The 26,550-nt window shown below is 66.7% G+C and carries 26 protein-coding genes and 1 tRNA gene; 10 read left to right on the forward strand and 17 right to left on the reverse strand.

From position 1 onward, the window contains the following. Positions 1-24: 24 nt before the first annotated feature. Both EGT29_RS21520 and EGT29_RS21525 read right to left on the reverse strand, forming a co-directional pair. Complete coding sequence (locus tag EGT29_RS21520; RefSeq protein ID WP_238160161.1) at positions 25-993, reverse strand: tripartite tricarboxylate transporter substrate binding protein; 969 nt, start codon at positions 991-993, stop codon at positions 25-27. 67 nt (positions 994-1,060) lie between these two features. Then, positions 1,061-1,903, reverse strand: a complete 843-nt coding sequence (locus tag EGT29_RS21525) for a fumarylacetoacetate hydrolase family protein (RefSeq protein ID WP_124690901.1) — start codon at positions 1,901-1,903, stop codon at positions 1,061-1,063. Positions 1,904-1,988: 85 nt separating this feature from the next. Here EGT29_RS21525 and EGT29_RS21530 point away from each other — a divergent pair, with 85 nt between their 5' ends. The 9 genes from EGT29_RS21530 to EGT29_RS21570 all read left to right on the forward strand — a co-directional run bounded on the left by EGT29_RS21530 (position 1,989) and on the right by EGT29_RS21570 (position 9,761). Next, positions 1,989-2,690, forward strand: a complete 702-nt coding sequence (locus EGT29_RS21530) for a GntR family transcriptional regulator (RefSeq protein ID WP_124690902.1) — start codon at positions 1,989-1,991, stop codon at positions 2,688-2,690. Between the two features lie 138 nt (positions 2,691-2,828). Next, on the forward strand, positions 2,829-3,524 hold the full coding sequence (gene aqpZ / locus EGT29_RS21535; RefSeq protein ID WP_124690903.1) for an aquaporin Z: 696 nt from the start codon (positions 2,829-2,831) through the stop codon (positions 3,522-3,524). 75 nt (positions 3,525-3,599) lie between these two features. Then, the gene (locus tag EGT29_RS21540; RefSeq protein ID WP_124690904.1) at positions 3,600-3,959 is read left to right on the forward strand and encodes a VanZ family protein; all 360 of its coding nucleotides are present in this window, start codon (positions 3,600-3,602) and stop codon (positions 3,957-3,959) included. Between the two features lie 128 nt (positions 3,960-4,087). Beyond that, entirely contained in the window at positions 4,088-4,885 is a 798-nt protein-coding gene (locus tag EGT29_RS21545; protein ID WP_124690905.1) for an IclR family transcriptional regulator, read from the forward strand. Positions 4,886-4,900: 15 nt separating this feature from the next. Further along, complete coding sequence (locus tag EGT29_RS21550) at positions 4,901-6,295, forward strand: amidohydrolase family protein (RefSeq protein WP_124690906.1); 1,395 nt, start codon at positions 4,901-4,903, stop codon at positions 6,293-6,295. Continuing rightward, the gene (locus tag EGT29_RS21555) at positions 6,292-7,035 is read left to right on the forward strand and encodes an ABC transporter permease (RefSeq protein WP_161567908.1); all 744 of its coding nucleotides are present in this window, start codon (positions 6,292-6,294) and stop codon (positions 7,033-7,035) included. Before EGT29_RS21550 ends, EGT29_RS21555 begins: the two co-directional genes overlap by 4 nt. Then, positions 7,032-7,817 carry an ABC transporter ATP-binding protein gene (locus EGT29_RS21560; RefSeq protein ID WP_124690908.1) on the forward strand — a complete coding sequence of 262 codons (786 nt, stop codon included), beginning with the start codon at positions 7,032-7,034 and terminating at the stop codon, positions 7,815-7,817. The genes EGT29_RS21555 and EGT29_RS21560 overlap by 4 nt, the downstream gene beginning before the upstream one ends. A gap of 54 nt (positions 7,818-7,871) precedes the next feature. Next, entirely contained in the window at positions 7,872-8,861 is a 990-nt protein-coding gene (locus EGT29_RS21565; protein WP_124690909.1) for an ABC transporter substrate-binding protein, read from the forward strand. Between the two features lie 18 nt (positions 8,862-8,879). Continuing rightward, positions 8,880-9,761: an alpha/beta hydrolase gene (locus EGT29_RS21570; RefSeq protein WP_124690910.1), complete on the forward strand. Its 882-nt coding sequence runs from the start codon at positions 8,880-8,882 to the stop codon at positions 9,759-9,761. On the opposite strand, the gene EGT29_RS21575 is transcribed toward EGT29_RS21570, so the two are convergent. From EGT29_RS21575 to EGT29_RS21640, 14 genes are all read right to left on the reverse strand, one after another. Beyond that, positions 9,758-10,177: a RidA family protein gene (locus EGT29_RS21575; RefSeq protein WP_124690911.1), complete on the reverse strand. Its 420-nt coding sequence runs from the start codon at positions 10,175-10,177 to the stop codon at positions 9,758-9,760. The two genes, EGT29_RS21570 and EGT29_RS21575, sit on opposite strands and share 4 nt — an antisense overlap. Before the next feature lie 58 nt (positions 10,178-10,235). Further along, positions 10,236-11,048, reverse strand: coding sequence for a tRNA U-34 5-methylaminomethyl-2-thiouridine biosynthesis protein (locus EGT29_RS21580; RefSeq protein WP_124690912.1), 813 nt, complete (start codon positions 11,046-11,048; stop codon positions 10,236-10,238). A gap of 28 nt (positions 11,049-11,076) precedes the next feature. Further along, complete coding sequence (locus EGT29_RS21585; RefSeq protein ID WP_124690913.1) at positions 11,077-11,994, reverse strand: tRNA U-34 5-methylaminomethyl-2-thiouridine biosynthesis protein; 918 nt, start codon at positions 11,992-11,994, stop codon at positions 11,077-11,079. Between the two features lie 205 nt (positions 11,995-12,199). Then, positions 12,200-13,786, reverse strand: coding sequence for a sulfatase-like hydrolase/transferase (locus tag EGT29_RS21590; RefSeq protein WP_124690914.1), 1,587 nt, complete (start codon positions 13,784-13,786; stop codon positions 12,200-12,202). Then, positions 13,783-14,292 (reverse strand): MarR family winged helix-turn-helix transcriptional regulator, encoded by a 510-nt coding sequence (locus tag EGT29_RS21595; protein WP_124690915.1) that lies wholly within the window; start codon positions 14,290-14,292, stop codon positions 13,783-13,785. The genes EGT29_RS21590 and EGT29_RS21595 overlap by 4 nt, the downstream gene beginning before the upstream one ends. 52 nt (positions 14,293-14,344) lie before the next feature. Beyond that, positions 14,345-15,664 (reverse strand): TRAP transporter large permease, encoded by a 1,320-nt coding sequence (locus EGT29_RS21600; protein ID WP_124690916.1) that lies wholly within the window; start codon positions 15,662-15,664, stop codon positions 14,345-14,347. Next, positions 15,661-16,170, reverse strand: a complete 510-nt coding sequence (locus EGT29_RS21605) for a TRAP transporter small permease (protein WP_124690917.1) — start codon at positions 16,168-16,170, stop codon at positions 15,661-15,663. Before EGT29_RS21605 ends, EGT29_RS21600 begins: the two co-directional genes overlap by 4 nt. 18 nt (positions 16,171-16,188) lie before the next feature. Continuing rightward, positions 16,189-17,148, reverse strand: a complete 960-nt coding sequence (dctP, locus tag EGT29_RS21610; protein WP_161567909.1) for a TRAP transporter substrate-binding protein DctP — start codon at positions 17,146-17,148, stop codon at positions 16,189-16,191. A gap of 284 nt (positions 17,149-17,432) precedes the next feature. Continuing rightward, positions 17,433-17,507: transfer RNA gene (locus EGT29_RS21615), tRNA-Val, on the reverse strand. Between the two features lie 62 nt (positions 17,508-17,569). Further along, on the reverse strand, positions 17,570-18,283 hold the full coding sequence (gene dnaQ / locus EGT29_RS21620) for a DNA polymerase III subunit epsilon (protein WP_124690919.1): 714 nt from the start codon (positions 18,281-18,283) through the stop codon (positions 17,570-17,572). A 334-nt stretch (positions 18,284-18,617) separates the two neighbouring features. Then, positions 18,618-21,725 (reverse strand): efflux RND transporter permease subunit, encoded by a 3,108-nt coding sequence (locus tag EGT29_RS21625; protein ID WP_124690920.1) that lies wholly within the window; start codon positions 21,723-21,725, stop codon positions 18,618-18,620. A gap of 10 nt (positions 21,726-21,735) precedes the next feature. Beyond that, positions 21,736-22,848, reverse strand: a complete 1,113-nt coding sequence (locus EGT29_RS21630) for an efflux RND transporter periplasmic adaptor subunit (RefSeq protein WP_124690921.1) — start codon at positions 22,846-22,848, stop codon at positions 21,736-21,738. Positions 22,849-22,959: 111 nt separating this feature from the next. Beyond that, positions 22,960-23,931 carry a tripartite tricarboxylate transporter substrate binding protein gene (locus EGT29_RS21635; protein WP_124690922.1) on the reverse strand — a complete coding sequence of 324 codons (972 nt, stop codon included), beginning with the start codon at positions 23,929-23,931 and terminating at the stop codon, positions 22,960-22,962. 85 nt (positions 23,932-24,016) lie between these two features. Then, on the reverse strand, positions 24,017-24,895 hold the full coding sequence (locus EGT29_RS21640) for a fumarylacetoacetate hydrolase family protein (RefSeq protein WP_124690923.1): 879 nt from the start codon (positions 24,893-24,895) through the stop codon (positions 24,017-24,019). Positions 24,896-25,034: 139 nt separating this feature from the next. Here EGT29_RS21640 and EGT29_RS21645 point away from each other — a divergent pair, with 139 nt between their 5' ends. Then, positions 25,035-25,739, forward strand: coding sequence for a FadR/GntR family transcriptional regulator (locus tag EGT29_RS21645; RefSeq protein ID WP_124690924.1), 705 nt, complete (start codon positions 25,035-25,037; stop codon positions 25,737-25,739). 15 nt (positions 25,740-25,754) lie between these two features. On the opposite strand, the gene EGT29_RS21650 is transcribed toward EGT29_RS21645, so the two are convergent. After that, a complete protein-coding gene (locus EGT29_RS21650; protein ID WP_124690925.1) occupies positions 25,755-26,546 on the reverse strand; it encodes a class I SAM-dependent methyltransferase in 792 nt (263 codons plus the stop codon). Between the last annotated feature and the right edge of the window lie 4 nt (positions 26,547-26,550).

The following is a 26,550-nucleotide window of genomic DNA, read 5'->3' on the forward strand; positions in this document are numbered from 1 at the left end:
TTGGAGTCTAGGAGTGGCCGCAGTTTAGAGCCGGGGTATGTTCTTGTCCCTGGCCACGGCCAGGTAGCGGTCGATCTCGCCGGCGATGCGGCGCTTCATCGCATCCGGCGAACTTGGCGCGACCGCGCCGCCCATCTGTTCCAGCCGGGACTGCACCTCGGGCGCCGCCAGCGCCTTGCGCAACTCGGCGTTCAGGCGGTCCACCACGGCGGCCGGCGTCCTGGCCGGCGCGGCCAGGCCCGCCCACGAACTGACGTCGAAACCCGCGAAGCCCGACTCGTCCAGCGTCGGCACGTCCTTCAGGCCACTCCAGCGCTCGCGGCTAGTGACGGCCAGCACGCGTACGGTCCCGGCCTTGAGCTGCGGCACGGCCACGGTGGCCGTGTCGATGACGAAATCCACTTCTCCGCCCAGCAGGCCGGTCAGCGCCGCGGCGCCGCCGCGATAGGGTACGTGCAGCAGCGGCACGCCCGCCTGCGCGGCCAGCAGTTCGCCCGTCAGGTGCTGGGTCGTGCCCACGCCGGCCGATCCGTACGTGACGCCGCCGCTGCGCCGCTTCATCGCTTGCAGCAGGTCGTCCATGTTCCGGTAAGGCGCATCGCGCTTGACCATGATGAAGAACGGAAAATCCATCACGGTCGAGATCATCGAGAAATCGTTGACCGGATCGAAGCCCAGCTTGTCGCTCAGCGCGCCTGCCACGCTGTGGCCGCCCATGAGCATGACCAGCGTATGGCCGTCGGGCGCCGACTTCGCCACCGACTGCGAGGCGATGTTGCCGCCCGCGCCCGTGCGCGGCTCGATCACGACGGGTACGCCCAGGTTCCTGGACAGCTCCTGGCCGACCACCCGGGAAATGATGTCGGCGTTGCCGCCCGCCGCGTAGCCATGCACGATGCGCACGGCCTGCCCCGGCTGCGGGAAATCGCCGGCGTGCGCGGTCCCCGCGGCGGCCAGGCAAGCGCCCGCCGCCACCCATCTCCACATGCGCATGATGTCTCCTCCTGGTTCTTGTAGGAATGGATCGGGCGCCGGCTGCGCGGACGGCGCCCCGGGGGCGCTACTCGTCCATGACCGGGTTCACCAGTTCTCCGATCCGGGTCACTTCGATGCGCACGCTGTCCCCCTGCTTGAGCAACAGCGGCGGCGTGCGCTTGAAGCCTATGCCGCTGGGCGTGCCGGTCGCCAGGATGTCGCCCGGATTCCAGGGCAGCGCCTGCGAGACATAGGCGATCAGATGGGGAATGTCGAAGGCGAGCTCGTCGAGCCGGCCTTCCTGGACTTGTTCGCCGTTCACGTAGGTGCGCAGCTCCAGCTCGCGGTAGTCGGCGATCTCGTCGGCCGTCACCATCCAGGGACCGAGCGGCCCGCTGGCGGCGAAGTTCTTGCCCATGCCGTATTGATGGGTGTGGAACTGCCAGTCGCGCACCGACGCGTCGTTGAAGATGGTGTAGCCCGCGACATGGGACATGGCGTCGCCGGGCGCGATATGACGTCCGCCCTTGCCGATCACCACGGCCAGTTCGCCCTCGTAGTCGAACTGGTCCGACACGCGGGGCCGCCGGAGCGGCTGCCCGGCGCCGATCAGAGTGTCGGCGAACCGGTGGAAGATGACCGGATGCTTGCCGACCGTGCGGCCGGCCTCGGCGGCATGGGCCACGTAGTTGATGCCCACGCAGATGATCTTGCTGGGCTCGGGAATGACGGGCATCAACTGGACCTCGGCCAGCGAGCAATCCGCCGCCAGCCGCGCCGACAGCGCCCGGGCCTGATCCTGCATGCCGCGCGCCAGCAGCGTGCGCAGGTCGGGAGCGTCCAGCCGCCCCCCCAGCTCCACGATGCCGCCGTCCTTGACCACGCCGTAGCCGGCCCGCCCATTCCTGAGGAAAGAAACGAATCGCATGCATGCTCCTTTTTTATGCATATTTTTATTTATTATGCATAAAACTCGGTTTGTGCGCAACATCCGTTTCTGGCATAGTCGCCGCATGATCCAGGAGACCCCCGCCGCCGAGGCGCTGCCGCTGACCGAGCAGGCTTATCTCGCCCTGCGCCGGGCCATCGTGCGCGGCGACTTCGAGCCGGGACAGCGCCTGCGCGTGGAAGAACTGCAACGTCGCTTCGGGCTCAGCAGCAGTCCGCTGCGGGAAGCCCTGAGCCGGCTGGTGCAGCAGGGATTGGTCCGGACGCTGGAGAACCGCGGCTTTCGCGTCGCGCCCATCCATGCCGACGCGATGCGCGACCTGACCCGCCTGCGGCTGATGATCGAAACCGAGACCCTGCGCGACGCCATCGAACACGGCGACGACCTCTGGGAAGGCCGGGTCGTGGCGGCCCACCACAACCTGGCCCTGGTCGAAAAGCGCCTGGCGTCCGGCCCCGTGGTGCTGGACGACGACTGGTCCGACCGCCATCGATCCCTGCACCTGGGCATCTATTCGGCTTGCAGTTCGCCGCTGCTGCTGGGGCTGGTCGAGAACCTGTTCGACCAGGCGGAGCGTTTCCGCCGCTTCTCGGCCCGCCACCGACAGACCGACCGCAGCAAGAACGACGAACACCAGCGCATCGTCGACGCGGTGCTGGCGCGCGACACCGACCGCGCGGTCGAACTGCTGCGCCGTCACATCGGCGGCACCGAGCGCAACGTGCTCGACGCCCTCCAGGCCATGGAGACCGCGCCCGCCTCCTGACGGCCGCACGCTAAACAAACCCAAACACCGCGCCATGCGTTGCGCAAATGCCTCATAGAATCACGGCGCGATTGCGCACGAAACGCAGTGGGAGCATGCTCCGCGTGCTACTCGACCATTGCACGACATGGGGGATATATGAGCAAAAAGCTTTGCGCGGAATTCCTGGGTACGTTCTGGCTGGTATTGGGTGGCTGCGGCAGCGCGGTCCTGGCCGCGGCGTTTCCGGAGCTGGGCATAGGATTCGCCGGCGTCGCGCTGGCCTTCGGCCTGACGGTGGTAACCATGGCCTACGCGGTCGGACACATCTCCGGCGGGCACTTCAACCCGGCGGTCACGGTAGGCCTGGTCGCCGGCGGCCGTCTCCCGGCCAAGGACGCCGTGCCCTACATCATCGCCCAGGTCGTGGGCGGCCTCGCCGCCGGCGGGGTCCTGTACCTGATCGCCAGCGGCAAGGCGGGCTTCGATGCCAGCGCCGGCTTCGCCTCCAACGGCTACGGCGAACACTCCCCCGGCGGCTATACGCTGGCCGCGGCGGTCGTCTGCGAACTGGTGCTGACGGCCTTCTTCCTGATCGTGATCCACGGCGCGACCGACAAGCGCGCGCCCGCCGGCATGGCGCCGCTGGCCATCGGCCTGACGCTCACCCTCATCCACCTGATCAGCATCCCGGTCACCAACACCTCGGTCAACCCCGCCCGCAGCACCGGCGTGGCCGTGTACCAGGGCAGCTGGGCGCTGGAACAGCTGTGGGTATTCTGGCTCGTGCCGCTGGTCGGCGGCGCGATCGGCGGACTGATCTACCGGCACCTGCTGGAAAAAGAAACGAACTGACACCGGGCGTTCTCGAAGCACGGCGATAATGGCGGGCGGGGAAGCTTCCCCGCCCTTCGCCTACTTCGGACACCGATGAATCTACGCCTGACCGCCTTCGGCGGATGGAAGCCGCTGTTCTGGGCGGCCCTGCTGGGGATACTCGCGCTATCCCTCCTGCCTTCCGCCACTCCCCTGCCCACCACGGGGTGGGACAAGACCAATCACCTGCTGGGCTTCGGCGTGCTGGCCGCGCTGGCGCGCTTCGCCTATCCCGGCCCCGCGTGGCCGCGCCTGCTGGGCCTCCTGGCCTATGGCGCGCTGATCGAGATCCTGCAATCCATGACACCCGACCGGTCAGCGGAATGGGCGGACCTGTTCGCGGACAGCCTGGGCATCGCGATCGGCTGGTGCGTGGCTTGGGTAGCCACGATCGGATCGCAGCGACGGGCCTAGAGCCTGGGAGTTTCCCTCATAGGAGCACCGGATTCCCTCATGGCTGGACTGGCCGTTGAGGGACGAAAACGCATTCCTATAATGAGACACACCTTGTCCGATATAGCCGGACTCAGCAGGGAGCGATCATGGCGATCCAGGCAGAAGGTGTGGAGCATTACCCGTCGTTCGAACGCATCATCGACATCTGGCTGTCGTTCGTCACCCCTGGCGCCGTCCATTCCGCGCAAGCCATCGCCCGGGAGTTCGGGACCTCGCGCAGCTCCACTTACCGCTACCTGCAGATCCTGCGCGAACGCGGCCTGATCGAGGACGTGGACGGAGCGGGCAACTATCGCCTGGGATCCGCCTTCGTCAATCTCGTGCGCAGTTGCGAGGATCCCAGCACCTCGGCCTCCATCGCCGAGCCCTTCGTACACGAGCTGGCCCTGACGAGCGGTGAAACGGTGCTCTTCACCACGCGCATCGGCGATCGCGTCATCTGCACGGTGGCATTGGAAAGCCGGCAAGCCGTCCGGGTCTCGGTCGATCCGGTCCGCAACGTGCCGCTGCACCTGGGTTCATCGGCCAAGGTCCACCTGGCCTACCTGGAAGAACAGGAACGCGCGCGCGTGCTGCCGCGCCTGCGCGCGGCGCGGCCCGGGGGCAAGCCTTTCGACCCGCAGGCGCTGGAGCGGTCCCTGGCGGCCATACGCGAGCAGGGCTATGCCATCAGCGATGGCGAGATCGAGGCCGGCGTGCGCAGCGTATCGGCCCCCGCCTTCTTTCCATCCGGTTCGCTGATCGGCGCCATCACCCTTGCCGCGCCGGCCTTCCGCCTCCAGGACAAGGTGCTGAAACAGGCCGTGCTGCACGTGGTGGCCGCCGCGCGCCACATCAGCGACGCGGCCTCGGCCACGCAGTCCCGCCGCGCCTCCGCCGCCTGACCCATCGGAGTTGCCATGACACGGATACTGATAGAGAACGGCGTGGTCCTGACCATGAACCAGGCCGGCGACATCCACGAGCGCGGCTGCGTGCTGGTCGAGGACTCCCGCCTGGCGTATGTCGGCCCCCGGGAAGGCCTGCCCCGCGACCTCGAGGCGCGACGCCACGATGCCGCCGGCCACGTGGTCATGCCGGGCCTCGTCAACTGCCACACGCATCTGTGCATGATCTTCGGCCGCACGCTGGCGACGAATACCGACCTGCTGTCCTGGCTGGACCTGCAGATGCCGCTGATGCGCGCGCTGGATGCCGAGGCCATGCTGGCGGCGCAGACGCTGGGTTGCGTCGAGAACCTGAAGAATGGCAACACGACGCTGGTGGAAAACCTGTTCGCCCCCCGGTCGGACTCGGTGTCGCCGGAAGACAGCGCCTTCGCCGCCATGGAAGGCACGGGTGTTCGCGGCGTGGTGGCCCGTGCCTTCGAGGCGATCCATTTCGATCCGGCATTCGTCGAGACACCGGCGCAGCAGGCGCAGCGGGTGCGCAGCCTGCATGCGCGCTGGCACGGCCGTGCCCAGGGGCGCCTGGGGCTGTCCTTCGGCCCGCTGCTGCCGTGGACGCTGGACGAATCCATGCTGCGCGCCAGTCGGGCGCTCGCCACGGAACTGGGGATTAGCCTGCACATGCACGTGGCCGAGTCGCGCGAGTTCAACCGCATCATCGAGCGCCACTACGGCCGGCCGGTGCGCAACGTCGAACTGCTGCACGAAACCGGCTGTCTCGGCCCCGACGTGCAGGCGGTGGGCGTGTCGGACCTTTCCCCCAACGAGATCGCGCTGCTGGCCGAGACCGGCACCTCGGTCGTTCTCGATCCGCAGACCCGGCTCTTCTGGGGCACGGGATTTCCCGCCCTGACGCCATTCCTCGAAGCCGGCATCAACTGCGGGCTCGCCACCAACGGACCCGCCGCGAACTGCGGCCAGGACCTGTTCGAGAGCATGAAGTACGCCTGTGCGACCGCCAAGACCGCGGCGGGAGATCCCCATGCGCTGGACGCGCGGCGGGCGCTGCGCATGGCGACCATCGAAGGGGCGCGCGCGCTCGGCCTGGATCGCCGGACGGGTTCGCTGGAAAGCGGCAAGCAGGCGGACCTCATCACGCTCGACCTGCGCCAGCCCCACCTGGTGCCGGCCTTCGATCTCGAAGCGGCCCTGGTCTTCAGCGCGCGGGGCACGGACGTGCGCGATGCCATGGTGGACGGGGAATGGCTGATGCGGGGCCGCCGCCTGACCCGGATCGACGAAACCGCCCTGCTGGACCGCGCCGAGGAACTGGCCGGGCACGCCCTGGCCAAGGCCGGGGTCCGCCAGCCGCGGCATCGCACCCTGACCTCCCAAGGAACCCCATGATGATTAGGCTTGTTTCCGTCGCCGCGGCGATCGCGCTGTGGTGGCTGCTGTCCCTGGCCTTCACGGCCTCGGTGCTGCCCGGCCCCTTGCTAACGCTCCAGACGCTGGTGGAGAACATCGCCGCCGGCAACGTCCTGGTCCACCTGTGGATGACGCTGGCCCGGGTGACCGCCGGCCTCGCGCTGGCGCTGCTGATAGGCGTGCCCATCGGCGTGCTGATGGGCCTGTACCGGCAGGTCGAGCGAGCCCTGGACCTGTGGGTGATGGTGGGCCTGACCGTCCCCAGCCTCTGCTACGCGCTGGTGTGCTTCATCTGGCTGGGGCTGAACGAGGCGGCCACCATCGTGGCCATCGGCATCACCGCCGCTCCCTCGATCGCCATCAACCTGTGGGAAGGGGTCAAGAACATCGACACCCGGCTGGTGGCGATGGCCCGCGTGTTCGAAGCCGATCGCTGGACCGTCTTCCGGCGCGTGGTCCTGCCCCAGGTACTGCCCTATGTGATGGCCTCGGTGCGTTTCGGCCTGGGGATCATCTGGAAGATCGCCGTGCTGGTCGAACTCATCGGCCGCCCCAACGGCGTCGGCTTCCAGCTCTTCTACTGGTACCAGCTCGCGGACATGCCCCAGGTGCTGGCGTGGACGCTGCTGTTCACCATCGTGATGCTGATCATCGAACTGGCGATTCTCAAGCCGATCGAGCATCGACTCTTCTCCTGGCGCCCGAGGGTGGAACTATGAACGATGTCGTCTTCTCCGTCCGCAACCTGGTCAAGGAATTCCCGGGCCGCGACGGCGCGGCGCCGCTGCGCGTCCTCAAGGGCCTGGACCTCGTTGTGCACAGGAACGAGTTCATCTGCATCCTGGGCCCGTCGGGGTGCGGCAAGTCCACCTTCCTGAACATCCTGTCCGGCCTCGATCCCCGCTACAGCGGCGAAATCGACGTGGGCGGCCGCAAGTTCAAGGCGGGCAAGCCGCCGCTGCGCATCGGCTATCTGTTCCAGGAACCCCGCCTGCTGCCGTGGCTGACCGCGGAACAGAACGTGGACTTCGCCATGCGCAGCTGCCGCATTCCCGCCGCGCGCCGGGCCGAGCTGAAGGACCGCCACTTCCACCTCACGCGGCTGGATGCGTTCCGCGGCCACTACCCCCACCAGATGTCGGGCGGCATGTGCCAGCGCCTGGCGCTGGTGCGCGCGCTGTGTGTCGAACCCGACGTGCTGCTGATGGACGAACCCTTCAGCGGGCTGGACGAGCTGACCGCGCGGCGGCTGCGCGTGGACCTGCTGGACATCTGGCGCGACACCGGCAAGACCATCATCTTCGTGACCCACAACTCGTACGAGGCCTCGTTCCTGTCGGACCGCATCCTGATGATGTCCCAGGGCGAAGTGCAGCAGGAAATACCCATAGACGTAGCCCGGCCGCGGGACTACGACGACCCCGAGATCTTCGAGATCAACCGCAGGGTGGTGAAGCTGTTTCTCGAAGTCGCGGAAGCCGCGGCGCCTGCCACGCCCTAGCTCCGGGCGTATCCGCCGGCTCGGCCGGCCCATCATCTTCGTCAAGGAACTGGCATGTGGAAATCGCTCGCAATTCGACTTTGCCGTCTGGCCCTGCTCGCCGCGGCAACCTGGTATCCGGCCGCGCAGGCCGCCGAACCGGTCACGATCCGGCTGGGCGACCTGGCGCAGTCGGTCAACGGCATCGCCTCCGGGGTCATGGTGTCCCAGGGCATCGACAAGAAGTACGGACTCAAGGTGGAGTACTCGGTCTACCCCACCCTGGACGGCCTGTTCACCGCGATACGCGGCAAGCAGGTCGACGTCGGCTTCGGCGGCTGGACGGCCTTCGCCCAATTCCGCAGCAAGGGCGTGCCGGTGACGATGCTGTATCCGGTGGGCCGCGGCGCTTCGCTGGACGTGCTCGTCGCCAAGGATTCCCCCATCCGTTCGCTGGCCGACCTCAAGGGCAAGCGCATCGGCTCGTACGCGGGCGCGGCCGGCACCGCGACGGTGCTGCTGCGGGTACTGACCAGCAAGTATTTCGGCTATGACCCGGGCACCGGTGGCCAATTGCAGTATGCCGGCCCCGGCCTCCTGCCCTCGTTGCTGGAAAAGGGGGAGATCTCGGCCGCCCTGCTGTTCGATCCGCTGGCGGCCAAGGCAATCGCCTCGGGCAAGTTCCGCTCCATCGGCAACCTGGCCGACGTCTACAAGGAGAAGGTAGGCGAGGACTTCCTCTGGACCGGCTATGCGACCAATGACGATTTCATGAAGGCCCGTCCCGAGGCGCTGGCCAATTTCGTCCGCGCCTGGATCGAGTCGGTGAACTACGTGAAGACGCATCCCGAGGTATTCGTCGCCTACGGCAAGCAGTTCGGCTTCGACGCCAACAACGTGCGCATCCTGCAGGAACGGGTGAACGCCGACTACGTGCTGACCTGGAACGACGAGTACATCCGCTACCTGGGGAACTTCGCGCGCCTGTCCAACGAGGTCATGGGCGCCGGCTTCCTGGACAGCGTTCCGCCCGCCGCGTTCACCACGCGCTTCGTTCCCAAGTGACCCATCCTGGACGATCCCATGGCTTTTGACGACCTGCCCGCCCAATCCCCCATCTATCCCGAGGAAGCCGAGACCTACGCCCGGCAGGCGCTGGCGCTATCGCGGGAAGCGGCGGGACGCACCCGCTGCGTGCTGGACCTGCCCTACGGCAGCGACTACTGGCAGAAGGTGGACGTCTACCAGCCCGACCAGCCACTGGACGGCCTGCCCGTGCTGGTGTTCGCGCACGGCGGCGCCTGGAGCCATGGCTACAAGGAATGGATGGGGTTGATGGCGCCCGCCATCGTCGCTACGCCGGCCATCTTCGTCTCGGTCTCGTACCGGCTCGCGCCCGGCGTCCGGTTTCCCGCTCCGCTGGACGATTGCGTGGCCGCCCTGCGCTGGGTCCACGACCATATTTCGGACTACGGCGGCAGCCCGGATCGCATCCACGTGGGCGGGCATTCGGCCGGCGGGCACCTGTACGCGCTGGCGACGCTCAGGCACGACCTGCTCCGGCGGGCCGGCCTGCCGCCCGATACGATCAAGGCCTGCTTTCCCGTCAGCTCGCAGTTGAACCTCGTCTTCGACGCGCCCGAACCGGGCAGCGGAGAAGCGCGCATCTACGAGGTCTTCCTGGCCCAGGCGGAAGATGCGCCGGCGGCCAGCCCCCTGCACCAGATGGAAGGCAACCGCACGCCCTTTTTCCTGAGCCATGGCGAACGCGATTTTCCGCGCATCATCGCCAGCAACCTGCTGGCCGCCCAGACTCTGGCGCGCCAGCCCTCGGGCGTGACGAGCGAGGTTTATCCGGAGCACGGCCATTTCGACACGGCGCTGGGACTGGCGGACCCGGCCCACCCGTGGGTGCGGAAGGTCTCGGCCTGGCTGCGCGACGGCACCGCGCCCCGTTGCTCCTAGTCCAGCGGCGCGTAGGCCACGGCCTTGATTTCGATCAGCAGGTTGGGATGGGGCAGTTGGCGCACGGCCACCGTCGTGCGCGCGGGGCCGTCGTAGCCGAAGAACTCGTTGTAGACCTCGTTGTAGCCGGCGAAGTCATCCATGTCGACCAGGAACGTGGACACCTCGACCAGATCGGACAGGCTCGCTCCCGCCTCCTGCAGAATGGCGGCGATGTTCTGGATGACCGCGCGGGTCTGCTCGCGGATGTCCAGGCGGACGCCGTCCGGCAGGATCTCGACGCCGGCATGGGTGTTGTCCGGCCGGCGCGAGCTGGTCCCGGACACGAACAGGAAGGGACCGGCCCGCCGGAAATGCGGGTAGCGGCCGAGCGGAGCCGCGCGGCCGGACACGACCGCGGATGAAGAAGATGCCATGAGGGGACTCGCTGCATGAAAGCCCCTCGCGGCATGCCGCGAGAGGCCGGGCATAGCCCTAGTGCTGGAACTCGACGACCGCCGCGCCGCTGCCGAAGGCCGGGCCGTAGGCATGGGTGCGGGCCTTCTTGTACTGCCCTCCCAGCGCTCCCAGCACCCAGTAGAGATGCTTGAAGCCCATGTCGGCCCGGGCGGACTGCGCGTAGTCGGGCGCCTTCTCCCGTACCTCGGCCACGTCGCCGCGCTCCAGCAGCGCCAGCATCTCGCGGTTGGCGCGGTCTTCTTCGTCGTTGACGATGTGGTCGGTGGCGATGTCGATGTCCTGGCGGAAACTCGAACCCGATAGGCCGCCGACGCCGATCACCGCGATGCGCTTGCCTTGCGCATCCGCCGCCTGGGCGGCCAGGCGGCCCAGGTTTTCGGTGGTCTGCCCGTCGTGATAGAGGTTGTTGGACGTCAGCACCACCGGGATGTCCAGTCCCCGCAACAGGAAATGCGTGGCAACGATGCTGCCCGTGTCGATGGGGAAGGCGTCGTAGTCCACTTCGCGCGATCGCACGCCGATCTGCGCCGTGGACGCGATACACGCCTTCGCCAGGTCGGTATCGACGCGAAGGTCGAACGGCAGTTCGCCATACTCGTGCCAGTTCTCGTCCACGTGCGAGCCCTGGATGCGGCCGCGCGTCTGCCACAACTGGTCCAGCACGGCGATCCATTGCGTGGAATAGATCAGCGCCACGTCGGGCTTGCTTGCGGCCAGCGCCTGCCCCGCGGCTTCATAGCCGCGGGCGATGGCCTCCCAGGGAGGATTGTCCCGCCGCAGCAGCGGCAGCGGCGTTCCCGGCACCAGAAATGCGCTTGCTATGGGCATGTCTTTTCTCTCTTCAGGGTTGCCGGTATCAGGCCGCGGCCTTCGCCGGCGCATCGGCCAGTCCGGCCTCGACCAGGTTCCATTCCATCACGGCATTGCCGGTGCCGATCACCGTGCCGTAGCCATGCAGTTCGCCGGGAATGTTGGGGTATCCCATGGCCGCGAACATCCAGGTGAAGGCGCCGGACTTCACTTCGGCGAAGGCCTCGTCGATGAACTGGGGCTGCAGCTTGAAGTACTCGTCCACCTCGCCCCGGCGCAGCATGTCGATGACGCGCACGTCCCACTTGTAGCCGTCGAAGCGCTCGGGGTGTTCCCGCGTCATGTCCTCCGGCAGCTCCGGTTCCTCGTGGAAATGCCAGTGCGACAGCGTGTTGGAGGCCAGCAGCACGGCACGCCGGCCGGTGCGTTCGATGGCGCGGCGCGTGGCCTTGCCCAGGAGGTCCATCTCCTGCAAGCCTTCCTTGGTATTCAGGTAGTACGGCGAATTGTTGGCGGACAGGCCCACGATGGGGATGTCCCACTGCGGCCGCATCATGTGCAGCGTGGTGATGGTGCCGTAGTCGACCCGGAAATTGGGGTTGCGCATCATCTTCGCCACCAGCCCGGCCTCTCGCGCCTCTTCGCAGCAGGCCTCGGCCAGTTCGACGTCGACGTCCAGCTCGAAGCTGTAGCGGAACAGGTTGGGGAAAATGGGGTCGACCGATTTTCCGCTCAGGTGCGGCACGCCCAGGAAGTGATGGCCGACCTGGGTCATCCAGTGGGGCGAATGGACCAGCAGGACATCCGGCTTGAGCGCTTCGAGCGAGGCCCGGGCCTTTTCGTACGCCCACCGCAGCGGCTCCCAGCCGCCTTGGGAACGTGGTTCGTTCTGGGGGGGATTCTCGCCGTAGACCAGGTGTGGGGGATGCGGGGCGAGGTAGCCGCCGACAATGGAGCCTTTCATACGACCTCCTTCTTGGAACCGGCGCGCGGCGCGCGTCCGGGTAGCCCATTCTTTCCCGGGTGCGGGGAAAGGACAATGCCGAGTCTGTCATGGCGGGACTGGCGTCCCGGTTTCGATGCTGCGTCGCAGCGCCGGCAGCCGTGGATCTGATCTTTTTCCATACCGTCTCCTTTGATTACCGATGAAACGCCGGCCTGGGGCCGGCCTACCAGACACCGATCCGGATACCGTGCGCCGGCTCGATGGTGTCCCGCGAGACGACGATGCGCGTGGACGGAACGGTCAGGCTGGTCTTGCGGTGCCGCAGCCAGTCGAACAGGTACTCCTTGTGCAGGGCGAGAACGCCGGTATGGCCGGGGTTCGCCGCGACGTCCCGGAACTCCATCGGGTCTTCCTGCATGTCGAAGAGCTGAGGCGCGAACCCTTCCCAGTAGATGTACTTCCAGCGATCGCTCCTGACCATGTAGCCCCGGCAGCGGCGGGCGTCACGGCCCAGCAGGACCCGGGCCTCGCGGAAGGCATAGTCCAGCTCGCTGACCGCGGCGAACCGCCACGGCGCGCCGGAGCCCCCGCGCGAAAAGGGCAGCAGCGACATGCCTTCGATCACGTGGTCGGTGCCGGGCACCTCGAACGCATCGACCACCGTCGCCAGGAAATCGATGGACTCGACCGGCCGGTCCACGTTCAAGCCCCGGGTGTCGGGCCTGGCCCGGGGATCGACCATGATGAGGGGGATGCGGGCCGAGGGATCATGGAAAAGATCCTTGTCGCCCAGCCAGTGATCGCCCAGGTAGTCCCCATGGTCGGACGTGAAGACGATCAGCGTGTCCTCGTACTGGCCGGTGGCGCGCAGCGCTTCGAGCAGCCGGCCGAGATGGTCGTCGATCTGCGTGACCAGGCCCATGTAGGTGGGCTTGACGTGCGATGCCACCTTTTCCTGCGAGAACGCCGACGACTCGCCGTGCCGCAGATAGGCGCCATAGACGGGATGCGGATCGTCGCGCTCCGCGTCGTCGCGGCATGCCGGCAGGCAGTCCTCCGGGCCATACATGGCGTGATAGGGACTGGGAGCGATGTACGGCCAGTGGGGCTTGATGTAGCTGACATGCAGCAGCCACGGACGCCCCTGCTGGCGGCGGATGAAGTCGATCGCCACATTCGTGGTGTAGGCCGTCTCGGAATGCCGCTCGTCGACCCGGGCGGCGTAGTGCGCATTGCGCATCTCCCAGCCGCTGGCCGGACGGCCCGCTTCGTCTTCACCGGCGATCACGAAATCCGACCAGGGATCGGCCACGTCGTATCCCGCGGCCCTGAGGTACTTCGTATAGGGATGCTCGGGCCCCGGATTGGCATGTCCCTCGTAGCGGTCGACCACCAGGAAGCCGCCCTCGAGCACCGGTGCCGCCGGCGGCACCTGCGCGCCCACGCGTCGCAGGCCGTCCAGGTCCGGCGCGAAATGCGTCTTGCCGGCCAACGCCACTTCCACCCCGCGGGGCCGCAGCCAATCCCCGATCGTCGGCTGCCCGATCGACAGCGGCATGAAATTCCAGATGGCGCCGTGCGAGGTCATCGAGCGCCCGGTATAGAAGGACATGCGCGACGGGCCGCACGTCGGCGCCGAGCAATAGGCCCGCGTGAATCGCACGCCTTGCGACGCCAGGGCATCGATGTTGGGGGTCCGGATCGACGGATGGCCATAGCAGCCCAGATAATCGGCGCGCAGCTGGTCGCACATGATGAACAATACGTTGCGGACCGCCGCCGGCGCCGCGATGCTCTCGGGGCGGGTCATGGCGCTTCATCCTCGTCGGGCCGGGCGTCGAACTCCATGACGTTGCGCTTGATCGTCCGGATCACCTTCATCAGGACCGTCATTTCCGGTGGGGAAATATCGGCCAGGAATATCTGGTAGTAGCCCAGCACCGCCGGCAGCGACCGTTCGAACAGGCTGCGCCCCTTCGTCGTCACGTAGACCATGGTCTGGCGCTTGTCCTCGACCCCGTGGGACCGCGTGACAAGGCCGTCTTCCTCCATGGCATCGAGCAGGCGGCTCAGGTTGGAGCGCTCGATGACGGTGGTCTCGGCCAACTCGGCCACGCTGCGCCCGTCCTGGTCGGAAAGCACGCTGACCACCCGCCACATCAACGGCGAGCAATCGAACGGCTTGAGTATCTTCGCCATGTTGTGGACGTGCTGGCGGTCGATGGCCAGCATGTAGTGCATGGGCCAGTCGGCGACATGGAACAGCTCCGCTTCCGGCGTTCCTCTTCGTTCCTGCTTGTCTGGAGCGGGTATCAAGATCTTTTCCTCCGACGTGGCGGTGCGCCACTCGCTTGTTGAATCCCGGGCCCTACCTCGCCATCAACCAACGCGGCAGCCCGGTGGCGATGTCCGGCACGAGCATGACCATGAACAGCATCAGCAGGCCGAACAGCACGTAGGGCACGGCCGCCGCAAAGATATCCGTGGTGCGGATGTGGGCCGGGGCCACGCTGCGCATGGTGAAGAGCAGCATGCCGAACGGCGGGGTCAGCAGGCCGAGCTGCATGCATATCAGGTACATGACGCCGAACCACAGCGGATCCCATCCGAAGTGCGCCACCAGGGGCATGAAGAACGGCAGGGTCATCAGCATCATGCTGATCTGGTCGACGAAGCATCCCAGCACCAGGAGTATGCCCATCATGACGGCCAGCACGAGCCAGCTCGACAGGCCCGATCCCTGGACCAGGCCGACCAGGCCGTTGGTCGCGCCGGAGAACGCCAGGATCTGCGAGAACGTCGTGGCGCCGATGATGATGAAGAGAATCATGCCGCTGATGGCGGCCGTGCCGGTCAGCGCCTTGACCAGCATGCGCCACGACAGGCTGCCGTACAGCGCGCACACGAGCACGGTGCACAACGCCCCCAGCGCGGCGGACTCCGTTGGCGTTGCCCATCCGGCGGTCATCGAGGCGACGACCACCGCGAAGATGGAAACCAGCGGCGTCACGTGCACGATCAGGGGACGCCACCGCTCCCAACCCGCTACCTCTTCCCGGACGAAGCTAGGCGCGAGCTCGGGATTCATCTTTGCACGCACGACGATGTACAGCACGAAGATCGCCGACAGCAGCAGGCCCGGCAGGACACCCGCCAGCAACAGTCCCGAGATCGAGATATTGGCCAGGCTACCCAACAGCACGGTCAGCGCCGATGGCGGTATCAGCATGTCCACCGCGCCGATGGCCATGATGGGCCCCATGGCCATGCGGGGATGGTAGCCGCGCCTGAGCATCTCCGGCAGCAGGAGGCTGCCGAGCAGCGCGGTGGTGGCCACGGTTGCCCCCGAGATGGCGGAGAACACCGTGCCGGCCACGACGGCCACGATGGACAGCCTGGCCGGAACACGGCGCACCGCCCGGTCGAACGCATCGATGGCCTTCATGGCCAGGCCGGTATGGAACAGCACCTCGCCCATCAGCAGGAAAAAGGGAATGGGCGTGAGCGAAAAGCTGGTGACCGACGCGACGCCGTTGCGCACCACCATCATCATGCCCGGCACACCGCCGAGATAGACCAGCGCACCGACCAGGTTGATCGCAAGGAAGGCGAACCCGGCCGGCACCCCGACCAGCAGCAGTACGGATAGCAGCCCGAACAACAGCGTGAGACTCTCCCACCAGTTCATAGCACGCTCTCCGGCTTGAGTATCGAATCGCTGCCCTCGTCACTCGTCCGTTCCCCCACCACGGCCTGCCTGCCGCACTCGATGGCCAGCAGCGCGAAGCACGCGGGAAAGGGAATGTAGATGAACCACTCGGGAAAGACGATGCTCTTCATGACGACCGCTTCCGCCTCGTACGCATCCAGCATCACGGCGATCGAGTAGTAGGCGATCACGGTGCTGACGACGCAGCCGATCACCGCCGCGACCCGGAAGATGGCGAAGCGGATCCGCTCGGACAGCGCATTGAGCACATCCAGGCGGATATGCTGGCGGTTGTACATGAGCCATGGCGCGGCAATGCACGTGGCCACCGGCAGCAGGTGCTCGGTAACGTCCATGGCCCCCGCGAACGACGGCATCCCCAGGTTGCGGGCGACGACGTCGTAGCTGACCAGGATGACCATGCCGCCCAGCAGCAATCCGGCGACCAGGCCGAACGCATTCAAGATCCACACATAGATTTTCACGGTCGCCCCTTGCCGCTTTCAGGGCGCCATCATCTGGCGCAGCTTGGGCCCGTGCTTGGGACTGGCGCTCAACACCGTCGCCCAGCCCGCTTCCTGCGACTTGGCCAGGAAAGCCGCCGAATCCGCGTCGGACAGCCTGATGGGCTGTATGCCGGCCTCGGACTGCTTCTTGATATCGGCGGCCGCGTCGCGCAGCGATGCGTCCAGGGACATCTTCTCCAGCCAGGCCACCTGCTTTTGCAGGAAGTCGCGCTGCTCCTGGGTCAGGCTGTCCCACCGCCGGGCGCTGAACTGGATGCCCAGCTCGAGCGTGTAGAAACCGGGCTCCAATCGATACTTCGTCCTTTCCTGCCAGCCCAGGTCGAAGATGCCGATCGCGGGCCAGCCGTAGCCATCCACCACCCCGCGCTCCAGGCCGGTGTAGACCTCGCCCGGCGCCATCTGGACGACCCCCGCTCCCAGCTTGACGAAGAAGTCCCGGAAGATGGGCGTGATCCGGATCTTCAGACCGGAGAGATCGGGCTTGTCTATCTTCTTGTTCAGATAGATGTGATAGGGAATGCGATCGCCGGTACGCGCGAAGTAGTACAGCCCCTTCTGCCGCATGATCGAGTTGAGATAGTCGAGGCTGCCGTTCTTGCGGATTTCCGAGAAAGGCAGGGTCGCGTAATTCAGCGCCAGTCCCTCCGGAACGATGCTTGCCGTGAACGTGGCCGTGGTGTTGGCCAGATCGATCACCCCGTTGCGCAGCGCGGCCCCCTGCTCCATGGTCGGAATCGCCTTGGGTCCGCCTATGTACTCGATCCGGACGATGCCCTTGCCTTCCTCGTTGACCTTCTTCACGAAACGCTCGAAGTTCCTGGAAAAGTAGGTGCCCTCTTGAAAGGCGCTTACCGCCTTCAGCACGACCTCTGCCGCATGGGCAAGCTTGGGTACGGTTGCAACGATCAGACAGACGGCCAGGGGTAGTGCTCGCATCGCTCTCATGATTGCTCCACGTCGAAACAAAGGTGCGACTCAGAAGCCTGGAACTGCCGGCTCACTTGAAATTTGGTGAATTTTCACGGTCTTATTATTTATCAATAGCTGAACAAGTCAATAAATTCAGCCATTATTCTGGTGAAAACACCTAGAAACTCGTGAATAATCAATCAAAATTACGTGATTATTCACGCAATAATTGACCGCGAGCCGATGCCGGACGCACGAACGCGAGCGCATTCCCGGGAGGGGAAAGACGGTATGGGGAACGAGGGGGGAATTGGTGGGCGGTACTGGTTTCGAACCAGTGACCCCTGCCGTGTGAAGGCAGTGCTCTACCACTGAGCTAACCGCCCGAAGAGAACCTTCGGTTTTGACTGCCGCAATCGCGACAGCCCATGACTATAGCATATCTTTTTTATTCGGTGGGAAGCGGCGCCCACTTGCGCCACAGGGTCTGGCCCTTGGATTCCTTGTCCAGGCCCGCCAGATAGTCCTGGTGGGCAGCCAGGTCGCTCTCGTCCACCGGCACCACCTGCAAGACCGAGGTATCGAAGGCGCCGAAACTGGTCGTGGCCTGCCCCCCGGTATCGCCCAGGTCGATCACCAGGCTGTCCTGGCCGCGCGTCATGGCCAGCCAGACCTCGGCCAGCAGCTCCGAGTCCAGCAAGGCGCCGTGCAGCACCCGGTGGGCATTGGAAATGCCGTAGCGATCGCACAGGGAATCCAGCGAGTTGCGCTTGCCCGGGTGCAGTTCGCGCGCGTGCATCAGCGAATCGACGACGCCCGCGCACTTGTCGCGGAAGCCGCCGCGCTGCAGCCGGGCCAGTTCGGCATTCAGGAAGCGGATGTCGAACTCGGCGTTGTGGATGATGACGTGGCCGTCCTGGATGAAGTCCAGGAACTCGTCGACCTTGTCCTCGAACCGGGGCTTGTCGGACAGGAACTCGGTGGTCAGCCCGTGCACTTCCAGGGCGCCCGGATCGCTGTCTCGGTCGGGATTCAGGTAGGTGTGGAAATGGCGCTGCGTCACCCGGCGGTTGACGATCTCCACGCAGCCGATTTCGATGACGCGGTGTCCTTGGAGCGGATCGAGGCCGGTGGTTTCAGTATCCAGGACGACATAACGCATGCGGGGGCACCAGAGAGAAATTGCGGAGGCCCCTAAGTTTAGGATATTTGGCTGGCCGAGTCGTCGGCAACCGCTTGCGGCCGGCGGGGCCCCACCCCCCTCAGGAGCTGACGTAGCCGGTTTCGGCTGCGCCGAAACTTCCCGCGCCAGGCAGGCAAAACGGGGCGGGAGTGAACTCGCGCGGGGACAGTCCCCCGGACTGTCCCTACTGCCGCGCTCAAACATGCACGCCCTTGCTTCCCCGTTTTGCCTGCCTGGCGCGGCGGCTCCGAACAGCCCCTGAGGGGGGTGGGGCCCCGCCGGCCGCAAGCGGTTGCCGAGGACTCTTGCTTCCCTAGCCCACCGATTCCGGGGCCGCCGCCACGGGGGCGGAGTGGGAATCCGTCTCCAGCGGATGTTCGCCCACCGGCAGCGGACGCTTGCGCTTGCCGGCCACCAGCGCATACACGCAGGGCACGACGAACAAGGTCAGTACCGTTCCCAGGCTCATGCCGCCCACGATCACCCAGCCGATCTGCACGCGCGATTCTGCGCCCGCGCCCGTGGCCACCGCCAGCGGGACGGCGCCCAGCACCATCGCGCCGGTCGTCATCAGGATGGGCCGCAGCCGCAGCACGCTGGCCTCGGACACCGCCTCGATCAGTTCCTTGCCCTGGTCGCGCAACTGGTTGGCGAACTCCACGATCAGGATCCCGTGCTTGGTGATCAGGCCCACCAGCGTGATCAGGCCGATCTGGCTGTAGATGGACAGCGTCCCGCCCGAGAACCACAGCGCGAGCAGCGCGCCCGTCATCGACAGTGGCACCGACAGCATGATGATGAACGGATTGCGCCAGCTCTCGAACTGTGCCGCCAGCACCAGGTAGATGAAGGCCACCGCCATCGCGAACACCAGGTAGATGCTGCCCGACGAATCGCGGAACTCGCGCGACTGGCCGTTCAGGTCGGTCTGCGCGGTGGCGGGCAACACGCGCGCGGCGATGCCGTTCATTACGTCCAGCGCCTCGCCCAGTGCGTAGCCCGGCGCGAGCGACGCCGAGATCGTGACGGCGCGCATGCGGTTGAAGTGGTTCAGCGTCTGCGGCGATACGCCCTCGCGGACGGACAGCAGGTTGGCGAGCTGCACCATTTCGCCGTTGCGGGAGCGCACGTAGATGTCGGCGATGTCGGCGGGATTGGAGCGGTCGCGCGGTATCACCTGCACCAATACGTCGTACTGCTCGCCGTTGTCCTTGAAGCGCGTCACCTGACGGCCGCCCAGCATGGATTCGAGCGTGCGGCCGACGCGGTCCACATCGACGCCGATGTCGGCCAGCTTGTCGCGGTTGACCTGCACCCGCAGCTCGGGCGTGTTCAGGCGCAGGTCGGTCTGCACGTTCTGCACGCCGGGGTACTTGGCCAGCTCGGCCAGGAAGGTGTCGGCCATCGTAGCCAGCTCGGGATAGGACACCTGGCTCATGATGACGAATTCGATGGGCGAGGAGCGGGGCGACTGGCCCAGCGACGGCGGATTGGAGGGGAAGGCCTGCACGCCGGGCAGCGCGGCGAACTTCGGCTGGAGCGACCGCGCGACCTCCTGCTGGCTGCGGGTGCGCTCTTCCCAGGGCTTGAGCCGCAGCACGGCGTTGCCTTCGGTCACCACCGGGAAGCCGGCCACCGCCTGGTAGGCGGCCATCTCGGGGATGTCCTTGTAGATCTCCTCCATGCGCTCGAGGTAGCTGGTGGTGTAGCCCACCGTGGCGCCCTGCGGCGCGACGATACGGCCGTAGATGACCCCGCGGTCCTCCACCGGCGAAAGCTCGCTCTTGATGGTCTTGAACAGGGGCGCGCTGCACGCGCCCACGGCCAGGCCCAGCACCACCACCCATCCGCGATGGGCCAGCGCGAACGACAGCGCGCGGCGGTAGCCGCGCGTCAGCGCGTTCAAGCCGCTTTCGATGAAGTTGTACAGCCAGCCGTGCGACTCCTGGTGGCGCAGCATGAGCGAGCACATCATGGGCGTGAGCGTCAGCGCGACGAAGCCCGACACCAGCACGGCGCCCGCCAGGGCCAGCGCGAACTCGATGAACAGGCGGCCGGTGCGGCCGGTGGCGAAGGCCAGCGGCGCGTACACAGTGACCAGCGTCAGCGTCATGGCGATGACGGCGAAGCCGATCTCGCGCGAGCCCAGCAGCGCGGCCTGCATGCGCGACTTGCCTTCCTCGATGTGGCGGAAGATGTTCTCGAGCACGACGATGGCGTCGTCCACCACCAGGCCGATGGCCAGCACCATGGCCAGCAGCGTGAGCGTGTTGATCGAGAAGCCGAACGCATACATGAGCGTGCAGGCGCCGATCAGGGACACGGGAATGGTGACGATGGGGATCAGGCTGGCGCGCAGGTTGCGCAGGAACAGGAAGATCACCAGCACCACCAGCACGATGGCCTCGCCGATGGTGTGGAACACCGACTCGATGGACTTCTCGATGAAGACCGAGGTGTCGTACGCCATGTTCAGCTTCATGCCGCTGGGCAGCGTGGCGTTCATTTCCTCGATTTCGGCGCGCACCGCCTTGGACAGGTCCAGCGGATTGGCCGTGGACTGCTTGACCACGCCGATGTTCAGCGCCGGCCTGCCGTTGAAGCGCGAGGTCACGCGCTCGTCCACCGGCCCCAGGCCCACCGAGGCGACGTCGCCGACGCGCACGCTGTAGCCGCCGACGTTGGCGATGATGACGTTCTCGAACTGCTCCTTGGTTCGCAGGTTGGTGGCGGCGACGATGGAGAACTCGCGCGCCCTGGACTCGATCCGGCCCGAGGGGATCTCGACGTTCTGCTTGCGCAGCGCGTCCTCCACGTCCTGGACGGTAAGGCGGTAGGCGGCCAATTTCCCGCGATCGACGTTGATGCGCATGGCCGGCAGGCGTTCGCCGAACACCCGCACCTCGGCCGCGCCCGGCAGCACGGACAGCCGGGGCTTGATGAAGCGGTTGATGTAGTCCGAGGTTTCCATCGCCGACAGCGATCCGGACTCGACGGCCAGGTACATGACCGGCTGGGAGTCGGCTTCGACCTTGGCGATGATGGGTTCGTCGATCTCGTCGGGCAGGCGGCCGCGCACGCGCGCGACCTTGTCCCGCACGTCGGCCGCTGCCGAATCGGGCGAGATCGACAGGCGGAAGCGGACGTTGATGTTGCTGCGCTCGGACCGGCTGGTGGAGGTCATGACTTCCACGCCTTCGATGCCCGACAGGGAATCCTCGAGCGGCTTGGTGATCTGGGATTCGATCACCTCGGCCGACGCGCCCTTGTAGACGGTGCTGACGGACACGACCGGTTCGTCGATCTGGGGATATTCACGCACGGTCAGGCGGGAATACGAGATCAGGCCCACCAGCAGGACCAGCAGCGACAGCACCGTCGCGAAGACGGGCCGCTTGATGCAGACTTCGGACAGGACCATGTGCCGGGCCTCAGAGCGCCGACGCCGTGGCGCTGGCGAGCTTCACCGGCACGCCGTCGCGCAGCTTCTGCGCGCCGGCCACCACGATCACATCGCCCTCGGCCAGGCCGGACGTGATCTCGACCATGGCTTCGCGCCGCTGCCCGACCTCGACCTGCACCCGCTCGGCGCGGCCGTTCTGCACGCGGTAGACGAACTGGTCGTCGCCCACCGGGACCAGCGCCGCCTCGGGCACGGCCAGCGCCTGGGAAGGCGTGTCCAGCAGCAGCTTCACGCGCGCGAACATGCCGGGGCGCAATTGGCCGCCGGGGTTCTTGACCTGGGCGCGCATGACGATGGAACGGCCGCCGGTATCGATGAGCGGACTGATGGCATAGACGGTGCCGCCGAAAGACTTGTCGGGCATGGCATCGAGCGATACCTGCAGGGTCTGGCCGGTTCGGGTCTGCGACAGGTAGATTTCCGGGATGCGGAAATCCACCTTGAGCGGATCGATGGCCTCGAGCGCCACCAGGTCCTGGCCCACCGCGACATAGTCGCCCGTCGACACGTTGCGCAGCCCGATCACGCCGCCGAACGGGGCCCGGATGTCGTTCTTGTCCAGGCGGACCTGGGCCAGCACCATGGCGGCCTGCTGCACCTTCATCGCGTTGTCGGCCTCGTCCTTGGCCTGCTTGCTGATGAAGCCCTTCTGCTGCAGCTCGATGGAGCGGTCGTAGTTGCTCTTGGCCAGCGTGAAATTGGCGCGGGCCTGCTCGAACTCGGCGCGCGGCACGGAATCGTCCAGGCGTATCAGCACCTGGCCCTTGTTCACCCGCTGGCCCTCGGTGAACCGGATCTCGCTGATGCGGCCCGCCACTTCGGGGCGCAAGGTCACGGATTCGTTGGATCGCAGGCTGCCGACCGCGGTGATGCCGCGCTCGAACGGCCGGCGCGCGACCTTCTGGACCTCGACCAGAATGGCCTGCGGTCCGGCGGCCCTGGCCGCCGGATCGGGCGCCGTGGCCCGCGGAGCACCGCCCGCCGGGGCGCCGGTGCCGAACAGGCGGGGGGAAAAATAGCCGACTCCCGCCCCGACGGCGAGGGCAACCACCACGACGGGGACTAACGAACTCTTCTGCATACTATAGCGAGCGGAAAGCGCAACAAGGTGTATCGCCCACTTTAGCATCGGACCATGACGATTGCGCGGGATCTCGCGCTTTCGGAGCCCCGCGTAAACCCTCGTTTTCCGCTACTCGACCTTGCCTATCCGGCGCACGGCCTCGGCCAGCACCTTGGCATCGGCCTGCCAGTAGGCGGCGAACTCCGGCGCGTCCAGGTACATGACCGGGCTGCCCGCGCCCTGGATGGTCTTCAATACCTTGGGATCCGTGGCTGCGGCCTTGGCGGCGGCGCGCAGGCGGTCGACCACCGGCGCCGGCGTGCCGGCCGGCGCGAACACGCCGGACCACTGCGCGAACCGGACCGGGTGTCCCAGTTCCGTCAGGCTGGGAACGTCGGGCAGGGACTCCAGCCGCCCCGTGCCCCAGTGCGCCAGGGCCCGGACCTTGCCGCCCTTGATGTGCTGGAGCACCGAGGCCGGCCCCGTCGACAGCGCCTGGACCTGGTCGGCAAGCAGCGCCACGATGGCCGGCCCGGCGCCGGTGTAGGGCACGTGCAGCAGGCGCAGGTTCGCTTCGTTGCGCAGCATCTCCATGGGCACGTGCATGGTGCCGTAGTTGCCCGAGGACCCATAGGCCACGCCACGGTCGCCCTTCTTCTGGGCGGCGATGAATTCCTGCGCCGTCTTCCACGGGCTGTCGGACCGCACCACCAGCACGGTCGGATCGGCCGTGAAGCGGGCGATGGGGGTGAACTGGGACAACTGGTACATCGGCTCCCTGCCCAGCAGCTTGTCGGCCTCGGGCAGAATGGAGATGGACGACAGCGCCATCATGATGGTGTAGCCGTCGGCCGCCGACTTGGCGACATGCCCCATGCCGACGCCGCCGCCGGCGCCGCCCCGGTTCTCGACCACCACGGCCTGGCCCAGGAAGCGGCTCATGGATTCGGCCACCGGACGGGCGACGGTGTCGGCCACGCCCCCCGGCGGGAAAGGCACGACCATGGTGATGGGCCGGGTCGGCCAGGAGTCCTGCGCGGCGGCGGGCGCGCCGCCAAGGACGGCGCAGCAGGCCGCCCAGACCAGCAATGTGCGTTTCATGTCGTCTCCTCGTTTCCCTACGGGTTGGCGCCCGCCCCCGTGTGTCCGGGGATGTCGGGCGGCGCGCGGCCTGCGCCGCGCGCCTTCAATCGACGGCGTTCTCCAGCACGCCTATGCCCTGCACTTCGATGCGGATCACGTCGCCGCGCTTGACGAAACGGGGCGGGTTGAAACCTATGCCCACGCCCGCCGGCGTGCCGGTGGCGATCACGTCTCCCGGCTCCAGCGTGATGCCGGACGAGATGGTCGCGATCAGCGTCGGAATGTCGAAGATCAGTTGCCGGGTATTGGCATCCTGGCGCAGTTCGCCGTTGACCCAGCAGCGGATGTCCAGGTTGGCGGCATCCAGCTCGTCGGCGGTGACCAGCGCCGGTCCCATGGGGCAGAAGCCGTCCAGCGACTTGCCGAGGAACCACTGGCGATGCAGCTTCTGCAGGTCACGCGCCGTGAAGTCGTTGACGATGGTGTAGCCGAATACGTGCTCCAGCGCACGCTCGCGCGGGATGTTCCGGCCCGGCTTGCCGATGACCACGGCCAGTTCGGCCTCGTAGTCGAGCTGGGAGGTGACCCCTTCGTGCGAGGGAATGGCCGCGTCCGGCCCGATCACGGTGTTGTACCCCTTGGTGAACACCACGGGGGCTTCGGGCGCGTGCTCGCCTTCCTTCGCGCTGGAATCAAAGCCCGATTTGCTGAATTCCGCCGCATGCTCGAAATAGTTCTTGCCGACGCAGAAGATGTTGCGCCGGGGGCGGTCGATGGGCGCCAGCAGCCGCGCGCCCGACAAGGGCCGTCCGGCCCCGCGCGTGGCCAGGCTGGAACGGATCCGGTCGAAATCCTGGACCAGTTGGACCATGTCGCCGGAGAATCCGGGAACGAGGTCGGCCAGCGGCCAGTAATGCCGCATGTCGGCATCGGCAAGGGCGATGGCGGGTTTGCCGTCGGCGATCAGGTGGACGAATTTCATGATGCGTTAACAGATCCAATTGGTAAATTCATATACCAATATAAAACCAAATTGGATCTTCATCAAGCGTGCGGCCCCACTTTATTTGACCAATTGGTACCATTGAATTAAGGTAGCGGCAGAACGAGGGACAGCCACCATGGACGAATCCGCAGCGCACAGCCCCATTTCGCGCGCCCCCGGGGCCAAAGAGCTCATGCACCACCTGTTGGGGGAGATATCCAGCGGCAGGCTGCACGTGGGCGTCAAGCTGCCGCCCGAGCGCGAGCTGAGCCAGCGCTTCGCGATCTCGCGCGGGTCGGTGCGCCGCGTGCTGGCCGACCTGCGCACCCGCGGACTGATCATCCAGTCCGTGGGCAGCGGCACCTTCGTCGCCGAAGGCGCCCAGGCCCTGGCCGGCGGCCCCTCGCCCGCGCCCGAGGTCAGCACCAGCCCGGCCGAACTCATGGAAGCGCGGCTGCTGATCGAACCCCTGATGCCGGCCCTGATCGCCCGCAACGCCAATGCCGCCGACTTCGCCCGCATGCAGCAATGCGTGGAGGAATCGGAAATCGCCGCCAGCATCGAGGCCTTCGAGCACTGGGATGGCGAACTCCACAAGTCCTTCGCCGAAGCCACCCACAACTCGTTCTTCCTGCAGATCCTGGAACTGACCAACCGTGTCCGCGAACAGGGGGAATGGGGCCGCTTGAAGCGCCGTTCGCTCACGCCGGAGCGGCGGGTGCAGTACCAGCGGCAGCACCGCGCCATCGTCGAGGCCTTGAAGGACCGCGACGCCGCCCAGGCGCGCGAACTCCTGCTGGGCCACCTGCAGCAGATCCGGCAGAATCTGTTCGACGCCTGACGCCCGGCGGGCGGCCTACCGCGAGGGCTCGCGCCCGGTCCGCAGCGGGTGGACCTCCCGGGCCGTGGCCACCGCGGCGCGGCGCGGCGCCTTCTGCTTTTTCCAGGCGGGACCGATCAGCCGCATGCCCACCGTGCGCTTGACCGCGGACACCACGTACAGCCCGCCGCATACCGGCCACCAGCGCTCGCCGGCGCTTTCCATGAAGGCGTAGCGGCGCAGCCATTTCTCGGTGCGGCAGGCCGGCGCATAGATGCCGAAGCGGCCGCTCTCGACCTCGAACGACAGCAGCTTGAGCCAGTCCTTGATGCGCGCGGGAGACAGCGGCTGGATGCCGGGCGGCAGGAAGGACCGGCGCCGGCCCAGCAGGCGGCCGGCGCCCCACAGGCTCCACGGATTGAAACCGGTGATCACCAGGCGGCCTTCGGGAATCAGCACCCGTTCGGCCTCGCGCAGGACCTGGTGGGGGTCGTCCGAGCACTCCAGCGTGTGGGGCAGGACCAGCAGGTCCAGGCTTTGCGAATCGAACGGCAAGGCCTCCAGGTCGGCCACCACGAACGCATTCCAGCGCGCCCGCTGCGGCTCGGACGGTATCGCGCCGGCGACGTAGCCCTTGAAGGGCATGCGGTTGGCGCGCAGCGCGTCCAGTTCGGCCAGGCCGGCCTGCATGGCATGGAAGCCGAATACGTCGGACACCGCCTCGTCCAGCCGCGCCTGCTCCCAGGCGAGCGCGTGGCGGCCGGGATCGGTCGCCAGCCACGCGGCAAGCTCTACAATCGGAGAATCCTGGACGTCAGACGGCAGCATCGGA

The sequence above is a fragment of the Pigmentiphaga sp. H8 genome, from assembly GCF_003854895.1.
GTDB lineage: Bacteria > Pseudomonadota > Gammaproteobacteria > Burkholderiales > Burkholderiaceae_B > Pigmentiphaga.

Bases quoted from the DNA above. Each gene is read 5' to 3' on its own strand.
- EGT29_RS21520 (WP_238160161.1), bottom strand. From the start codon at position 993: ATGCGCATGTGGAGATGGGTGGCGGCGGGCGCTTGCCTGGCCGCCGCG.
- EGT29_RS21525 (WP_124690901.1), bottom strand. From the start codon at position 1,903: ATGCGATTCGTTTCTTTCCTCAGGAATGGGCGGGCCGGCTACGGCGTG.
- EGT29_RS21530 (WP_124690902.1), top strand. From the start codon at position 1,989: ATGATCCAGGAGACCCCCGCCGCCGAGGCGCTGCCGCTGACCGAGCAG.
- aqpZ (WP_124690903.1), top strand. From the start codon at position 2,829: ATGAGCAAAAAGCTTTGCGCGGAATTCCTGGGTACGTTCTGGCTGGTA.
- EGT29_RS21540 (WP_124690904.1), top strand. From the start codon at position 3,600: ATGAATCTACGCCTGACCGCCTTCGGCGGATGGAAGCCGCTGTTCTGG.
- EGT29_RS21545 (WP_124690905.1), top strand. From the start codon at position 4,088: ATGGCGATCCAGGCAGAAGGTGTGGAGCATTACCCGTCGTTCGAACGC.
- EGT29_RS21550 (WP_124690906.1), top strand. From the start codon at position 4,901: ATGACACGGATACTGATAGAGAACGGCGTGGTCCTGACCATGAACCAG.
- EGT29_RS21555 (WP_161567908.1), top strand. From the start codon at position 6,292: ATGATGATTAGGCTTGTTTCCGTCGCCGCGGCGATCGCGCTGTGGTGG.
- EGT29_RS21560 (WP_124690908.1), top strand. From the start codon at position 7,032: ATGAACGATGTCGTCTTCTCCGTCCGCAACCTGGTCAAGGAATTCCCG.
- EGT29_RS21565 (WP_124690909.1), top strand. From the start codon at position 7,872: ATGTGGAAATCGCTCGCAATTCGACTTTGCCGTCTGGCCCTGCTCGCC.
- EGT29_RS21570 (WP_124690910.1), top strand. From the start codon at position 8,880: ATGGCTTTTGACGACCTGCCCGCCCAATCCCCCATCTATCCCGAGGAA.
- EGT29_RS21575 (WP_124690911.1), bottom strand. From the start codon at position 10,177: ATGGCATCTTCTTCATCCGCGGTCGTGTCCGGCCGCGCGGCTCCGCTC.
- EGT29_RS21580 (WP_124690912.1), bottom strand. From the start codon at position 11,048: ATGCCCATAGCAAGCGCATTTCTGGTGCCGGGAACGCCGCTGCCGCTG.
- EGT29_RS21585 (WP_124690913.1), bottom strand. From the start codon at position 11,994: ATGAAAGGCTCCATTGTCGGCGGCTACCTCGCCCCGCATCCCCCACAC.
- EGT29_RS21590 (WP_124690914.1), bottom strand. From the start codon at position 13,786: ATGACCCGCCCCGAGAGCATCGCGGCGCCGGCGGCGGTCCGCAACGTA.
- EGT29_RS21600 (WP_124690916.1), bottom strand. From the start codon at position 15,664: ATGAACTGGTGGGAGAGTCTCACGCTGTTGTTCGGGCTGCTATCCGTA.
- dctP (WP_161567909.1), bottom strand. From the start codon at position 17,148: ATGCGAGCACTACCCCTGGCCGTCTGTCTGATCGTTGCAACCGTACCC.
- dnaQ (WP_124690919.1), bottom strand. From the start codon at position 18,283: ATGCGTTATGTCGTCCTGGATACTGAAACCACCGGCCTCGATCCGCTC.
- EGT29_RS21625 (WP_124690920.1), bottom strand. From the start codon at position 21,725: ATGGTCCTGTCCGAAGTCTGCATCAAGCGGCCCGTCTTCGCGACGGTG.
- EGT29_RS21630 (WP_124690921.1), bottom strand. From the start codon at position 22,848: ATGCAGAAGAGTTCGTTAGTCCCCGTCGTGGTGGTTGCCCTCGCCGTC.
- EGT29_RS21635 (WP_124690922.1), bottom strand. From the start codon at position 23,931: ATGAAACGCACATTGCTGGTCTGGGCGGCCTGCTGCGCCGTCCTTGGC.
- EGT29_RS21640 (WP_124690923.1), bottom strand. From the start codon at position 24,895: ATGAAATTCGTCCACCTGATCGCCGACGGCAAACCCGCCATCGCCCTT.
- EGT29_RS21645 (WP_124690924.1), top strand. From the start codon at position 25,035: ATGGACGAATCCGCAGCGCACAGCCCCATTTCGCGCGCCCCCGGGGCC.
- EGT29_RS21650 (WP_124690925.1), bottom strand. From the start codon at position 26,546: ATGCTGCCGTCTGACGTCCAGGATTCTCCGATTGTAGAGCTTGCCGCG.